This window comes from Paenibacillus selenitireducens, from assembly GCF_002021565.1.
Taxonomy (GTDB): domain Bacteria; phylum Bacillota; class Bacilli; order Paenibacillales; family Paenibacillaceae; genus Paenibacillus_K; species Paenibacillus_K selenitireducens.
On record NZ_MSZX01000003.1, the window covers coordinates 157,893 to 173,689 of the forward strand.

The following is a 15,797-nucleotide window of genomic DNA, read 5'->3' on the forward strand; positions in this document are numbered from 1 at the left end:
TTACGTATTCATTATTCGGTTAGGGGAATTTATAGTTAACACGTTACGTCATATCAACTTTTATTCCCTTTGCGCACCTTTAACAGCTTGCCTTTGACCGTCGTGTCTTTCATCATTTCAAGCACAAGCGGTCCTTTGCCATTCAGAATCTCCACATCTGTCACAAAATCGAGGATCGTAATAATCCCAATATCGTCTGCGGTTACCCCGTCAAGCTTCGCGATCGTCCCAACAAAGTCCACGGCTCTAAGCTTCTTCTTTTTGCCGCCATTGAAGTTAAGCTTCATAATCTGCTTGTTTAATTGCTCGCGTTTATCTTTTTTCAGTTCAGGCTTAATGTTTAGTTTCTGTTCGAAATCTTCTCGACGGCGATCAACTTCCTCTTCGGAGGGAGCTTGCATTTTCGGAATCGCAAATCCAATATATGCTTCAATATCGGCTAATCGCTTGCTATCCCTCGACGTGACGAGGGTAATCGCCTTCCCCGCATTGCCTGCACGTCCCGTACGCCCTGTACGATGAACATAGCTTTCCTTCTCAAGGGGAATATCGTAATTAATAACATGAGTAATGTTCGTGATATCGATACCCCTGGCAGCTACATCTGTCGCAATCAAGTAACGGAATTGTCCCCTTCGGAACGCATGCATGACCTCGAATCGCTCTTCCTGCTCCATCCCACCATGAATACGATCGCATGGGTAACCGAGATCAGCCATTGCTCTAAATAGTTTATCCACATGCTCCTGCGTACGACAGAACACAATACAGCTGTCAGGACTCTCAACAATGAGCAAATCTTGAAGCAGTGCCAGCTTGTCCGCCTCGGCTACTTGAATAAGAGCGTGTTCAATCGTGGCCGTCGTTATACCGCTCGCTTGAATCTCAATTTGGGCAGGATTGTCCATATATTTGTGTGCCAGATTAGCCACATCTTCAGGAAACGTAGCAGAGAATAACATGGTAACCCTGTCACGAGGCAGCGCTTGAATGATCGACTGAACTTGCTCAATAAAGCCCATATTCAGCATCTCATCCGCTTCATCAATAACGAGATAGGCCATCCGGTCTAGCGATAGCGTGCCGCGTTCAATATGGTCCAGTACACGCCCCGGTGTACCTACAACGATATGCGTTCTTTGCTTTAACTCGGCCTTTTGCATATGAAAAGGATGTTTCCCATACAGAGGCGTCGCCTTGATTCGCTTAAAGCGCCCAATATTCGTGATGTCTTCGTTGACCTGTAGTGCGAGTTCGCGGGTTGGCGTTAGGATTAATGCTTGCGGTTTATTCTCGTTCCAATCCACGAGCTCGCAGAGCGGGATCCCATACGCAGCTGTTTTGCCGCTGCCTGTTTGCGATTTGACAACAAGATCCTTTTTCTTAAGCGCAACTGGAATGACTTCCGTCTGAACCTCTGTTGGCGTCTCAAACCCCAAGCTATTCAGTGCTCTCATAATTTCTTCACTTAATTGATAATCTGTAAAATGCTTCTCGCTCATCTTTAACCTCTTCTACGCTATATTCGAAACCCTATATATACAGGCTTCCACTGTGCATCTATCGTATACTCATCTATTATACTTGAATCTCATTCGAATTATCGGCACTTTATACAAGGTTGCATGCCGAGGGTAGGTTTTTCGTCCAATCCGTAACTTAAAAAAGTGATCCATGTTTTATTTAATTGTTATATTTCCAGAAGTTGTTTGGAGTTGCACATGAAATGAGCCATCCCCCGTTTGTCCCTGTGTCTTTCTGTTACTTTGTTGATGATTATCCAAAGGAATAGCAACAGACCGTCTTCCACTACCCGATTTGAGAAGCCAGTTGATATCGGAGTCCTTGTCCTCTAGATTCAATAGAATGTTGCCACTCTTGGCTGAAACATTTATGTCACTATTTATTTTTAAATAGTCAAGCGCTACACTTCCGCTGGTCCCATTAATATCGAGTTTTTGTGTGTTCAAGTTTTTTATCTTCACGTTGCCGGAAGAACCGTTAATCGTTACTTTCCCCTCATAATGGGTCGGAATACGGATGGATAGCTGAGGCATTTTCCCGATATTTAATATGCGCCTGATATCACTCTTTAGCCGAATATTGATTTCTTGATTCCCCTCATCAATAACAATTCCCGGTCCATCATTATTCACGAGCAAGGAAGCTTCAAGATACTCGATATCTACTGATTCTACTTTTATTGTTGTGCTGCCATGGTCAATGTAGAGGTTATCTATTCCCTCAAGTGACACAGTTTGCCCATGATCATGATCATTTTCATGATAACTGCAAGCACTCAGAAAAAGCATACACACCAAAAGCAGACAAAAGTAATATTTATTCATTTCATCACCTCTTCGTTATTGTGGAAATGATTATATAAGATTACGTTGCGTCAATATCAAGTTGTTTTTTACCGACCTTTACGAAAAATAATATAACACTTGAAAGTGACGTTACGTCATTTTGTATAATAGAGCCAATGATAAGGCTCCTCATGAATATGGCCATTAGGTTGGTCAAATGGAGGGGGTGGAGAGATTTACGTCGAGGGGGGTGTTAGATATGAAACAAGGAGATATCATTATTTATGCATGTGTCATTATAGGAGCAGGGATTGGACTTATGCTGGATCAAGCATTTCCTGGTGTATTGGTCGGCCTAGGATTGGGTTATTTAATTAAACATGCTTTATATAAAAATAAAGAAAATTAATAGGATATCAATCGTTGGAGGTGCCTGTGCTTGATTCATATCAAAGAAATTGCAAAACAGACGAAGATCACGGTCAGAACACTACGGTACTATGATCAGATCGGATTATTGACAGCCTCTTCCAAAACAGAAGGGGGGCATCGCCTATATTCAGAAGAGGATTTGAAAAAACTTCAACAGATCCAATTTTTAAAAGGAATAGGTTACAGTTTGAAAGATATTGAAGATATGTTATCTGACCCTAAATGGAATTGGATGATAAGTATGAAAAGCCAGTTAGTTTATATCCTTGAAGAGCAAGAAAGACTAAAGAGCATAGAGTGTTCTCTGCGGGAATTGCTCAATGGCCTTACGGTCGAAGGTGGGGATAACTATCTTGCCATACAGAAGCTCATTCAGTTATCGAATCAGAATAAAAAAAGATTACTGACCTTCCGAGAGAACATGTTTAATGATAAGGAACTTGAGTTATGGGCAAAGCTTCCAAAAATGAGAGGAGAAGACCCTAATTCTCTGGAGTGGATTGCTCTGCTAGGTCAGATAAAACGACATATGAAGGGTGATCCTGCATCATCAAGAGTGCAAAACATAATACGGCGTATGATTGAAAAACAAATGGAAGATTTCGAAGATGGAGACGAGTTTATCAATAAGTTATGGGATTTAAGAAAGTCGCCAAGTCAATCTGAAAAGCTTGGACTTTATCCGATAGAAAAGGAAGTTCTTGATTTTATGGAGCGGGCATATGAAATTCACATTTCGTTCCTACAAGACTCTTCCATCGAGCAAGGAGGAAGATCGTGAGTCATGAATTACTTTTTATGGTAGGGGGATTAGCCTTATTAGATACACTTAGTCCTGCAACGTTAGGGGTAACGATATATTTGCTGTTAACTGAAAAAGAGCGATTAAGTTCACGCTTAATGATTTATTTAGTAACAGTTGCAGCATTTTATTTTGTAGTAGGTGTTGCTCTCATGCTAGGCCTGGATGTTCTACTGGCTGCTTTCTCTTCCATCTTTCAAAATCGGATCATGAGCTGGGTTATGTTGATTATTGGGGGGATTCTGTTTATAGCCAGCTTTTACTATCCTAAGAGTAAAAAATCGGATTTGCCAGGGCCGAAGTCACAAAGTAAGACATCCATGATTGCACTCGGTTTCACGACAGCATTGATTGAAGTGGGCACAGCATTTCCTTATTTTGCTGCGATTGGTCTTATGACTACCTCAAATTTAACAGTTTTTGAGTGGCTCCCGATTTTAGCTGGTTATAATTTTATTATGGTACTGCCGCCATTAATCTTGTTTACATTGCATCTATTATTAGGGCGAGTGATGCAAAGACCATTGGAAAGGCTGCGAATCAAACTTTCGAAGCATTCAGGATCGGCTATTTCGTGGATCATGTGTATCGTTGGGCTAATTTTGATTTTTAATAGTTTGGACTATTTGTAAAGCGTTGATACAGATTATACAAATGAACTTTCAGCATAGGCTATACGTACTATAGTTATTCTACTAGAAAAACGTATGGGGTGAAGGAAGATGCTCACAATAAAACATTTTTCCAAAAGCTATAAGGGTGGGAAAAAGGCAGTAAACGACTTGAATTTAGTGGTCGAGAAGGGTGATATTTACGGCTTTATCGGACATAACGGTGCAGGAAAAACAACGACGATCCGGTCCGTAGTTGGTGTCCTTGATTTTGAAGAAGGGGACATTGAAATTGACGGCATCTCGATTAAGAAAGACCCAGTTGCCTGCAAAACGGTTACTGCGTATATTCCTGATAATCCGGATCTATACGATCATCTTACTGGCATACAGTACCTGAATTTTATTGGCGATCTCTTTAGTGTATCCAAAGCAGATCGTGAGTCACTCATTAAAAAATACAGCGATGCTTTTCAGATTACAGCCAGTTTGGGTAATATGATTTCCTCGTATTCTCATGGCATGAAGCAGAAGCTCGCGATCATCTCTGCTCTCATTCATAAACCAAAGTTGTTAGTGCTGGACGAACCTTTTGTTGGGCTTGATCCCAAGGCTGCTCACGTGTTAAAGACGATCATGGCGGATCTGTGCAGCAATGGTAGTGCAATCTTCTTCTCAACCCATGTACTGGATGTGGCAGAAAAGCTCTGCAATAAGATTGCGATCATTAAAGCGGGCCAATTGATAACCCATGGCAAGACAGAAGAAGTAAAGGGTGACAAGAGTCTTGAAGATGTATTCCTGGGGTTGATAGACAATGATTAATATATGGAGATTAACGAAGATACAGTTGCTTTCTTCATTTGGCTTGAATAAAGCATTGCATACGCGCGATGTTAAGGAAAGACGCAAATTGCTTCTGCTGAGCATCGGTATTCTAATGGGTGTGGTCATGATTGCTGTGGCTTCTTTTGGATACAGCTTCATGGTGGCACAGACCTTTGAACAAATAGGCCGTATGGATCTGCTGCTTGCCATTATGATGGCTGCAGCTTCAATTATTGGGTTCTTTACGACGATCTATAAAGCAAGTGGCGTATTATTTGGCTTTAAAGACTACGATCTGGTCATGTCGCTGCCTATCAAAACAAGTCATGTTGTAGCGAGTCGTGTTCTTCAGCTCTATCTGCTGAATTTATTTTTTACGTTGATGGTGATGCTGCCAGCTGGTGCGGTTTATGCAATAAAAGTGAATCCGGAAGCGTTATATTATCTGTTTTTTCTTATGGCACTCTGGTTTATTCCGTTACTACCCATCATTGCTGCAAGCATTATTGGCGCACTGATTAGCTGGGTCTCCTCCCGTTTTAAAGCGAGTCGAATGATCAGCATCATATTAACCTTTGTCGTAATTATAGCAGTTATGATTGGTTCGTTTCGTATCAATGGAAACGAGCAGGTACTTACTGATATGAGTACACAACTGGCAGATATGATATTTAAGCTGTATCCTCTTGCGGCCATGTATGTAGATGCCGTTTGCTCGTATCAGATGGGTTCACTGCTATTATTCATCATGATTTCGGTGCTTACGTTTGTGCTGTTTGCCACTGTACTTGGCACAAGATATAAAGCGATTCATACAGGCTTAACGACCTCTCATGCAAGCAGCAAATATGTCATGAAGCCGCTGGCAGCATCATCGCCTTTTCGTGCACTGTATAAGAAAGAGCTGCGTCGATATATGAGTTCTTCCATCTATGTGCTGAATACGAGTGTTGGCATGGTTTTATTACTCGTGATGTCGATTGCTTTGTTGTTTATTAGCTCGGAGAAGCTTGGGCAGCTGATCGAAATCCCGCAATTGTCCAATTACCTGAGCAAACTGGCTCCATTGGTCGTTTCTTTGTTTATAACTTTAAGCTGCACAACGTCAAGTTCCATTTCTCTTGAAGGTAACAATGTATGGATACTAAAAAGCTCGCCCGTATCAAAACAAACCATACTGCTTAGCAAAGTTGCGGTGAATCTCACCATCACCATGCCAATCTCGATTGTCAGTTGTGTGATGCTCATGATATCGCTGCGCACGAGCTGGATGGAGAGCTTGCTGTTGCTTGTTATCCCATTGATATATGCCTGTTATTCAGCGTTGATGGGTGTTATTGTCAACATAAAACTTCCTAACCTAGAATGGACAAGCGAAGTTACGGTGGTCAAACAAAGTGCAGCAGTATTAGTGTCGATGCTCATAGGCTTCATCAGTCTAGTGATCCCATTTGGTATATCGCTTCTTCTATCCCATGTAAATGGCAATCTCATCTTATTAGGCATTGGAATAATTATAATGGCGGTATGCAGTGTGATGTATAGATACATCCAGACAAACGGGGAGCAGCTGTTTCGGGCTCTTTAACGAGTGGCGGCTGCTATACGATTAGTGATGAGAAACAATTTGACTTAACTTTTTTATGAGGGCACCCAATAGGCTAGATGTCAGATACTTGCAGAATTCTACCAAAATAATGTAGAAAAAACAATTAAAATATTGTTTAATAGAGTGTGTTGTTTAAAATACTAAATTTGGTAGGGAGAGCATGAAATTGGAAAGCAATAAAATGGTACTGCCTGTTCTAGGCGCATTGTTGACTGCGGTAGTTGGTGGAGCGGTGTGGGCGTTGATCGCAATACTGACGAATTACGAGATTGGTTTTGTGGCGTGGGGAATCGGCGGTTTGGCTGGTTATGCGGTTTATTATCTCACGAAAAAGAAAGTTAACGCAGCACATCAAGTTATAGCTGTAATAGCGAGCTTGATTGGAATATTACTCGGTAAATATTTCATATTCGGTTATTTCTATAATGATGGTCTCACTGGGATATTCGACAGCGAAGTTGTAACGTTGTTTCAAGAGAATTTCTCAGAGTTCTTCGGCGGCAAGGATATTATCTTTATCGTATTGGCAGTGGTAACAGCATGGCAGCTGCCAGCAAGGCTTGCTAGTAAAGCAGCTCCGACAGAGCCGACCATTAGCTCAGCTGAATAAATGATTCTCATATGGGCAATAAAGCTTAATTCGAGTCAAAAGGAAGAAAACATACTTAAGAATGACTAGCCATAAAGGCTATGAATATAACTTGAATTCTAAATAGGCTGAGAATCCGCATTTACAAGAATAGTCCCTACCTTGAAAAAGAGTAGGGACTATTTCTGATATGGGCATGCGGCGACTTATCGTCCTAATGTGACACAATTACCCCGTAATAACCCTCTCGACGGGATAATGGAACTTGGCATCCTTATTGTTGCCGCCAATGATATATAAGAAAGAAGTTAACCCGATTCTTCCGATGAACATCAAAACGATCAGAATACATTTCGCAAAAATGCTGAGTTCTGGGGTAATCCCCGTAGACAAGCCTACGGTACCGAAGGCAGAGCAAACCTCTAGGAAAATTTCAATCAGTTGAAGCTGCTTATCCGAAATACTGATCGCGACAACCGCCATACCACACATGATTACGGCCAATAGAGTAATGGCGAGTGATTTTATCACATCATCTTGATGCAGCTCACGTTTAAACACTTTGATCTCCCGTTTCCCTCTAGCAAAGTGAAAGATAAATAACATGTTCAATGCAAATGTTGTCGTCCGAATTCCCCCGCCTACCGAGTTCGGGGATCCTCCAATAAACATAAGTACCCCCATAACCAAGAGTGTCGGATGCGAGAATTCGGTAATATCCATGGTCGTAAGCCCGGCACTTCTCGTCGTTGCCGCTTGGAAGAACGCATAGAAAAAGCTCTCATGCCACGCCATACCCTTAAAATAATGCTGATATTCAAGTACAAAAATAAGAAAGGTTCCGATAAGAAGAAGAATTCCATACGTCAGCGTCGTTAATTTTGTAAATAAAGAGAAGCGGAAAGGGTGTTCCAGCTTCGCCTTTTTCCTGGACAAATACGCCTTCACTTCAATTAATACAGGGAACCCGATCGAGCCAAAAATGATTAGTAAAATGGTTAGCAGCTGCACGAAATAATCACCAGCAAAAGGCGTAAGAGACTTTCCGGTTATATCCATGCCAGCGTTGGTTGTCGCACTGACCGATGCAAACAGGCCTTGAAGGAACGCTTCCTGCCAAGTCGGGAAATACCTCAAGAAATGAAATCCGAAAATGATTCCCCCGATAAGCTCGGTCAAGAGGACAATCTTAAGAATTTCCTTTACTAATTGAACGAGTCCAGATAATGCGAACTGATTATTGTCCACCATAATCAGGCGGCGTTCACGCAATCCAATTTTCCGGCCCAATAGGATCCAGAAAAATGTGCTCATCGCCATAATGCCAATACCCCCGAATTGCAATACGAGCATAATGACAAAATACCCAAATACACTGAATGTTTCTGACACGTTAATTACACCCAAGCCTGTGTCACTTACGACACTGACAGCGGTGAAGACCGTATCAAAAAAAGACATGTTCACCCCAGGTTTATGCACTGCCGGGATACTAAATAATAAAATAGAAATGGTTACTGCGAGTAAATAATAGCCGGATATCACCTGGGCAGGCGACCTTTTCTCCAGCCAGTTTCGAGTTTTCTTAAACATAGATTTACATAGCCCTTTCATTCTGTTCATCATAAAACATAACGATAACCCATCCGTTGAAAAACAACAAAAAAAGCCTATGGAAGAGGTAACTTCCGTCGGCTTCGCAGGGATCATGAAATATACCCGTGTGCACACGAAATTTGTTGCCTCTCTCGATACGCTTACGAGGTTAGCTGACGGATTCGGGCGTGAGAGTCGCCCTACTCAGATTGAGATTCACCCCACGGAGCCATCATAGGCTGCGGTTGGTTCCCCCGTATCCCCATGTAGGGGATTTAAGCGATAAAGACGCATAGGTTAGCGTTTCAAGGTTCGATTTATCTTTTGCGATGGTTCAGAATAGAGTCTACCATACTCCTTGCTTTTTCTCTACAACCTTTCACGATTCAGAAGGGCTCAATCGATATCATTATCCTGCTTATTTCGATTGTTCGGAATCATAAAAGAAACGGTCGTTCCTTCCTTGGGCCTAATGATAATAGAAAGAGGACGTTTAACCCCTACATGGTGGCGATCAGATGTTAACCAATACGGATTGCTGAAGGTTCTGCGGATGAATGCAGGTGGAACATTTATGGATGGGCAGCAAATCCTCTGGTAAAATTTTATAAAAAAAACCATTGCAATGAAAACGCTTTTATGTTAATTTTATATCTATAAAAACGTTTTTATTCGTAAAGGAAGATTGAATCATTATGGAAAAAGTAACTATCAAAGACGTTGCCAGAGAGGCTGGAGTCTCCATTTCTACAGTTTCCAACGCGCTAAATGACGTAGATGTATTGAATCCGGAGACGAAATCACATGTTCTTAAGGTTGCAAAGCAATTAAATTATGTTCCAAACCTAAATGGTAAGCTCCTAAGGAACGGAAAAACCAAAATGCTGGGTTTTTTCACAACAAGTGTATCGGGTCCTTACTTCTATAAGCTGGTTGAGTCCATGTCTCGTGAATGTGATCGACTAGGGTACGGGCTAAATGTATTTGTTACAAAGGATAAACAAGTAATTATGAGCAATATTCTAGGTCGACGTGTAGATGGCGTCATTATATACGAAGAGCTGAGAGTAGATGAAGAAGAAATTGCAGCAATGGTGAAAGACAAGATCAAAGCTGTTTTTCTGGATCGGCCGCTTAAGAACGATACTATGGGAAGCGTTATCTTTGATTCCTTTGAAGCGGGTTACGAAGCAACCAAATATCTAATCAGTCTGGGACATAAGAAGATTGCATACATATCTGGTGTGGATGAGATGTATGACAGTGTTCAACGGAGAGAAGGATACTTGGCTGCCTTGCGTCAGTATCAGCTTCCGACGAAAGAAGAGTATATTATACAAGGGTATTTTGAGGAAGAGAGCACCTATAACGCTATAAAGTCCTTAGTTCACTTGAGTTCTGATAAAATGCCTGATGCTTTTTTAGCAGGGAATGATTTGAGCGCCATTGGGTGTATTCAAGCTTTGAAATCGCATGGATATGAAGTCCCGTTAGACATAAGCGTTATGGGGTTTGACGATATTGATATCGCGCAGTATTTCTCACCGCCATTAACGACGGTAAGAAATCAAATTGCCAGACAAGGCATTCTGGCCATTAATCACTTGGTTCGCATGATTCAGAAGAAGGAAAAGGGCGAAATGATGAAATTGGCGGGTGAACTGGTTGTAAGAGGTTCGAGTCAAGTAAAAATTGATCGGTAGGAGCAAACTCTAGGTTTGGAATCATGAATCTCCGATCATTTTTATAAAAAGCTGCTGTTTTGGGTGGTTTTTTTTTGCAAAAAATAAAAACGTTTTTATTGTTATGGGGATCATGATTTGGAGGGGAGAAGAAAAACGTGGATAAAACAGCCGTAGTGCCAGTAAACGGAAAGAGTCCAATGAGTACGAAGAAACCGATGGGACAGAGGGTCAAAGAGTTTGTGATTGATTACAAGAGACAATGGGAAATTCAGTCCATGGTCATCCCGGGAATTATTTTTATGATTATCTTCTGTTTTATTCCTATTTATGGATTGACGATTGCCTTTAAGAGCTACACCGTCATTGATACGCTCGATTCTGCACCTTGGGTGGGGCTTGAGAATTTCAGAATTATTTTATCGGACAAATATTTTTGGGACGCTGTAGTAAATACCTTGGGGATCAGCTTTCTGAAATTAGCCATAGGTTTTGTTATTCCGATTATTTTATCCATTATGATTTACGAATTAAGCGGTGGACGCTTTAAGAAGATTGTACAGACAATCTCTTATTTACCTCACTTTTTGTCCTGGATCGTTCTGGGCGGGATGTTGATCGCTTGGTTCTCCTCATCCGGTATGTTTAACGAGATTTTGCTCAGTTTGGGACTGATTTCGAAACCGGTAAATATTCTACTCGATGCGAACAAGTATTGGTGGATTGCTACGTTATCTGATATTTGGAAAGAAGCAGGTTGGGGAACGATTCTATACTTAGCCATCATGTCGAAGATTGATCCTACATATTATGAAGCTGCAAAAATAGATGGGGCCAGTCGGATGAGACAAATTTGGAATATTACACTACCTAACATGAAGCCAATTATCAGTTTAAATCTGATCCTGACTGTAAGCGGTTTATTGGGCTCGAATCTGGATCAAACCTTGGTATTGATGAATTCTCAGAACCGTGTCAAAGCAGAGGTTATTAACTCTTATGTGTATCGTATGGGTATGACGCAAGGTGACTTTTCTTACGCTACAGCAGTTGGTTTAGGTGTCTCCATCGTCTCAGTGATCTTACTGATTAGTGCCAACAAAGTATCCAGCAAATTAAATGATAATCAATCCGTTCTGTAGAAGGAGGCATTTCTGTGAATCGTACGGTAGCTAAAGAAGATCTGGATAGTCGGATTTTTAACGCTATAAATATTATCTTACTCTGTATCTGTACTGTAATTATTGTCGTTCCTTTATGGAATGTAGTCATATCCTCTTTAAGCTCGGGCAAGGCGCTTGCGGAAGGTGGATTCATCTTTTGGTCTCCTGAGTTCTCCTTGGAAAACTATCGTGCTGTATTTCAAGATGAGACCATCGGTCTAGCATTCGTAGTTTCGCTTGCCAAAACATTTATTGGGGTCATTACCCACGTATTCTTTTGTGCCATGATCGGTTATGGCTTGAGTAAGAAATACATACGTGGACGCAAGCTATATGTTGCCATGGGTGTAATCACCATGTTTTTCTCTGGTGGAATGATCCCTACGTATTTATTGATTAAATCACTCGGTCTATTAAACAGCTTCTGGGTTTATATTATTCCGGCCTTGTTCAGCTATTATGATGTAGTTATTCTAATGAACTTTTTCAGAAATGTACCGGATTCACTTGAAGAGTCAGCCAAAATCGATGGTGCAGGTGATTGGCGCATCTTCCTAAAAATATTTATCCCTCTTTCCATGCCTGCTATGGCCACCATTGCGTTGTTTAACGGGGTTGGGCAGTGGAACGACTTCATGACCACCAAATTATATATTACCGATCAATCGCTTTACCCGCTGCAGATGAAGCTCTATGAAATCATTGTTCAGTCGCAAACACAATCCATGCAAAATGTCGGTGGATCTGCGATTATCGAAACTACGACTAAAGGGGTTCAACTAGCAACAATTGTCATTACAACTCTGCCGATTGTTGTGATGTATCCAATATTACAGAGGTACTTTATTTCAGGCATGATGATGGGGGCGGTTAAAGAATAGAAAGATGGGAGGGTTCTTTATAGAAAGCGCTTGTGTACGAAGTAGTCATTCGGAAGTGTAGCTTGCACAATCAGATCTACACTTCCGTTACTTACAAAACTTTTTAGGGGGAAACAAGGGATGAACAAAGCATTTGGGAAAAAAGGACTCAAACTTTGTACTGCGCTTATGGCTGTAGTATTGGTGTTTACAGGTTGTGCATCAAAAAGTGGTTCTGATAACTCCAGTAAAGAATTAAGCTCCATTGAAGGCCGTTATACTATTGACCCAGAAACACCGGCTTGGAAGCTTGATAAAAAAGAAGAAACTACTGACCTCACATGGTATGTGAATGCGGATTGGTGGAACACAGATTTTGGTAAAGACCTTGTTACCAAAAAAATTAAAGAGGATTTAAACATCAACATTAAATTCATTACAGGGGACGACACGAAATTAAATACCATTTTTGCTGGTGGCGAAATGCCGGACTTGTTGACTATTTTTAATTCCAACTCTCCAGTGGTACAAAAAGCCGCTACATGGGCACTGCCTTTGAATGATCTGGCGGCTAAATATGATCCTTATTTCAATAAAGTTGCAGAAGAAGATACGATGAACTGGTTCCAGTTAGCAGACGGTAAGACTTATGGCTATCCTAACTATTCTAATACTCAGAACGATTTTGACAGCGGTAACATTCCTGCTAAAACGGCATTTGTTATCCGTAAGGATGTTTACGAAGCTATTGGAAAACCGACCATTGGAACTCCAGAAGAATTCAAGAACGTCATGCAACAAATCAAAAAGCAATTCCCAGGAATGATTCCTTTTGGTTTTAACTCTATTGGTGCAGGAACTGGTTCTTTGGGGGATGTACTACAGGACTTCATTGGAGTACCGATGGAAACCGAAAATGGTGAATTCTACAACCGTAACTTGGATGAGGATTACTTGACTTGGTTGAAAACGTTAAATGAAGTCTACAGAAATGGTGATATCAGTGATGACAGTTTTGCTGATGACGGTACGGCCTTTGAAGAAAAATTGAAATCCGGTAAATATGCAACCTTGCTGCTGGATGGAACACCTCAACAAAGTGGTAACCTGCAAATCTTTTTGACTGACAATCCAGGTAAGGAATATATCGCAATTGATGGACCACAAAGCACTGTTGGTCATGAGCCAAAGTTGAATCAATCAGGAATTACAGGCTGGATGATCAGCTACATTACTAAAAAGGCTAAGGACCCTGCTAAAGCCATTCAAATCTACACCTATTTGCTGAGTGAAGAAGGACAAAAGCTTATGAACTATGGTATTGAAGGAGAGACCTATAAAGTCAACGAAACTGGTAAAATTGAATTTTTGCCTGAAATCAAGGACCTTCAATTGAATAATGCCGATAAATTTAAAAAAGATTACCGGATGGGCGAATTTATGTTCTTCGGACATGACCGTGATAAAGCATTGAGTAATGACGCATTCGCTGAGTCTATTAAACAAATGCAAGAGTGGGGCAAAGGTAAGCTGAAACCACACTTTATTCTTGAAAACATCAACCCTGCTCAAGGAACGCCTGAAGCTCGTAGTCTAACCGCAATCGATACTACATGGAACACTACTCTTGTAAGTATGATTCGTTCCAAGGATGCAGCAACCTTCGATAGTAACTTAGCTGCTTACAAAGCATTCTTGAATGATAACAACTGGGATAAAATCGTAGAAGTTCGTACTGAAAAAATGAAAAATAACAAAGAAAAATTAGGTCTTAAATAAGTTAGATAATAGAATGCGGCCCCTTAAATGGGGCCTCTTCATAACCAATGAATATGAAGCTGCGCGAAGATCAATAGAGGATATAAATATAGAAACATGGAGGGAAACAACATGCCAGAACTGAAGATTTATAAGTCCACAGGAGAGAATGCATTGTTTATAGAGCAAACTCTAGAGCAATTGACTCCAATTGCTTCCGATGAGGCAATCACTACTGTAACCCTAGATGAGAGTCAAACCTTTCAGGAAATGGATGGCTTTGGGGCATCCTTTACGGACTCATCCGCTTATTTGATTAATCAAGTACTCGATAATGAACAGAAAGCGGAAGTTATGAGCAAGCTTTTTGATTCACAAGATGGAATTGGCCTATCTGTATTAAGAAATCCAATGGGAGCATCGGATTATGCTAGAGATATTTATAGCTATGACGATATGCCTGCAGAGGAAATCGATACGGAATTAACCCATTTCTCCATCGCACATGATGAAGCAGATATTATCCCTTTGTTACAAGAAGCTCTGGAAATTAATCCTCAGATCAAGCTGATGGCTTCACCTTGGAGTGCACCAGGTTGGATGAAGACTAGCGGATCGATGATTGCCGGAGAACTCAAACAAGAATATTACCAGGCCTATGCCGATTATTTTGTTCGATACATTCAAGCTTTTGAAAAACACGGTCTGCCAACGTATGCTGTAACACCGCAGAACGAGCCTCTTTTTGAACCAAAGCACTACCCTAGTATGTTAATGCTGCCTGAGGCGCAAAGAGATTTCATTAAAAATTATCTGAAGCCTAATTTCGTTAAGCACAATATCAATACAAAAATTCTCTGCTACGACCACAACTGGGATCGTCCGGATTATCCGCTAACGGTGCTCGATTATGCGAAAGATGAAGTAGACGGTGTAGCTTGGCACTGGTACGGCGGAAATGCGTCAGCACAATCGGAGGTTCTGAAGGCCTTTGCCGATAAAGAAGTGCATTTTACTGAAGGTTCTGGTGGAGAATGGATTCCGCCTTTTGAACAAGCCTTCTCGAATGTAATGAGAACAGGGATTGATATTCTCAGAAATCATAGTAAATCCTTTGTCTTATGGAATATGGCATTAGATGAGAAGAACGGTCCTACCGTACCGGGCTTTGGCAAAAGTACTTGTCGCGGAGTGGTGACGGTCAACCAAGAGACCAAAGAACTTACGTATACGTTGGACTACTATGCGCTGGCACATTTCAGCAAATTCATTCGTCCGAAGGCTGTGCGTATTGACGCGTCCACAAATCAAGAACTCATTCGTTCCGTAGCTTTTAAGAATACGGATAACTCCATTGCGGTAGTTTTGTTCAATGATAGTGAACAGGCTGAGAATGTGGCCGTAAACTTAAAAGGGAATGATCCTTTAACTTTCCGTCTAGAGTCTAAAAGTGCCTTATCTATTTTGAAAAAATAACTGAAATAAGTAGTGCCTGAAGTGCTCGAATCTTGATTCGAGCACTTTTTTTAACGATAACCCATCCGTTGAAAACAACAAA

Annotated in this window: 14 protein-coding genes and 1 riboswitch; of the genes, 11 read left to right on the forward strand and 3 right to left on the reverse strand. The window is 41.1% G+C overall.

Annotated features, from left to right (window positions below; genetic code table 11):
* Nucleotides 1-53: 53 nt before the first annotated feature.
* Both BVG16_RS08505 and BVG16_RS08510 read right to left on the reverse strand, forming a co-directional pair.
* Complete coding sequence (locus BVG16_RS08505) at nt 54-1,502, reverse strand: DEAD/DEAH box helicase (RefSeq protein ID WP_078498127.1); 1,449 nt, start codon at nt 1,500-1,502, stop codon at nt 54-56.
* 177 nt (nt 1,503-1,679) lie between these two features.
* Nucleotides 1,680-2,348 carry a DUF4097 family beta strand repeat-containing protein gene (locus BVG16_RS08510; RefSeq protein ID WP_078498128.1) on the reverse strand — a complete coding sequence of 223 codons (669 nt, stop codon included), beginning with the start codon at nt 2,346-2,348 and terminating at the stop codon, nt 1,680-1,682.
* 220 nt (nt 2,349-2,568) lie between these two features.
* Here BVG16_RS08510 and BVG16_RS33090 point away from each other — a divergent pair, with 220 nt between their 5' ends.
* From BVG16_RS33090 to BVG16_RS08535, 6 genes are all read left to right on the forward strand, one after another.
* On the forward strand, nt 2,569-2,718 hold the full coding sequence (locus BVG16_RS33090; RefSeq protein WP_198957441.1) for a hypothetical protein: 150 nt from the start codon (nt 2,569-2,571) through the stop codon (nt 2,716-2,718).
* Nucleotides 2,719-2,748: 30 nt separating this feature from the next.
* The gene (locus BVG16_RS08515) at nt 2,749-3,522 is read left to right on the forward strand and encodes a MerR family transcriptional regulator (RefSeq protein ID WP_078498129.1); all 774 of its coding nucleotides are present in this window, start codon (nt 2,749-2,751) and stop codon (nt 3,520-3,522) included.
* Nucleotides 3,516-4,175: a GAP family protein gene (locus tag BVG16_RS08520; protein WP_408635322.1), complete on the forward strand. Its 660-nt coding sequence runs from the start codon at nt 3,516-3,518 to the stop codon at nt 4,173-4,175. The genes BVG16_RS08515 and BVG16_RS08520 overlap by 7 nt, the downstream gene beginning before the upstream one ends.
* Before the next feature lie 90 nt (nt 4,176-4,265).
* A complete protein-coding gene (locus tag BVG16_RS08525; protein ID WP_078498130.1) occupies nt 4,266-4,979 on the forward strand; it encodes an ABC transporter ATP-binding protein in 714 nt (237 codons plus the stop codon).
* Complete coding sequence (locus BVG16_RS08530) at nt 4,972-6,570, forward strand: ABC transporter permease (RefSeq protein WP_078498131.1); 1,599 nt, start codon at nt 4,972-4,974, stop codon at nt 6,568-6,570. The genes BVG16_RS08525 and BVG16_RS08530 overlap by 8 nt, the downstream gene beginning before the upstream one ends.
* Before the next feature lie 187 nt (nt 6,571-6,757).
* Entirely contained in the window at nt 6,758-7,201 is a 444-nt protein-coding gene (locus tag BVG16_RS08535; protein ID WP_144027330.1) for a hypothetical protein, read from the forward strand.
* A 207-nt stretch (nt 7,202-7,408) separates the two neighbouring features.
* On the opposite strand, the gene BVG16_RS08540 is transcribed toward BVG16_RS08535, so the two are convergent.
* A complete protein-coding gene (locus BVG16_RS08540) occupies nt 7,409-8,773 on the reverse strand; it encodes a TrkH family potassium uptake protein (RefSeq protein WP_078498493.1) in 1,365 nt (454 codons plus the stop codon).
* A gap of 145 nt (nt 8,774-8,918) precedes the next feature.
* Nucleotides 8,919-9,068: riboswitch (cyclic di-AMP (ydaO/yuaA leader) on the reverse strand.
* Between the two features lie 403 nt (nt 9,069-9,471).
* Between BVG16_RS08540 and BVG16_RS08545 the strand changes: the two genes are divergently transcribed.
* The 5 genes from BVG16_RS08545 (at nt 9,472) to BVG16_RS08565 (ending at nt 15,715) form a co-directional block, all read left to right on the forward strand.
* The gene (locus BVG16_RS08545) at nt 9,472-10,479 is read left to right on the forward strand and encodes a LacI family DNA-binding transcriptional regulator (RefSeq protein WP_078498133.1); all 1,008 of its coding nucleotides are present in this window, start codon (nt 9,472-9,474) and stop codon (nt 10,477-10,479) included.
* A 137-nt stretch (nt 10,480-10,616) separates the two neighbouring features.
* Nucleotides 10,617-11,600, forward strand: coding sequence for an ABC transporter permease (locus tag BVG16_RS08550; protein ID WP_408635312.1), 984 nt, complete (start codon nt 10,617-10,619; stop codon nt 11,598-11,600).
* Between the two features lie 14 nt (nt 11,601-11,614).
* Nucleotides 11,615-12,502, forward strand: coding sequence for a carbohydrate ABC transporter permease (locus BVG16_RS08555; RefSeq protein ID WP_078498134.1), 888 nt, complete (start codon nt 11,615-11,617; stop codon nt 12,500-12,502).
* Nucleotides 12,503-12,622: 120 nt separating this feature from the next.
* A complete protein-coding gene (locus BVG16_RS08560) occupies nt 12,623-14,260 on the forward strand; it encodes a type 2 periplasmic-binding domain-containing protein (RefSeq protein WP_078498135.1) in 1,638 nt (545 codons plus the stop codon).
* Nucleotides 14,261-14,371: 111 nt separating this feature from the next.
* A complete protein-coding gene (locus BVG16_RS08565) occupies nt 14,372-15,715 on the forward strand; it encodes a glycoside hydrolase family 30 protein (RefSeq protein ID WP_078498136.1) in 1,344 nt (447 codons plus the stop codon).
* Nucleotides 15,716-15,797 lie beyond the last annotated feature (82 nt).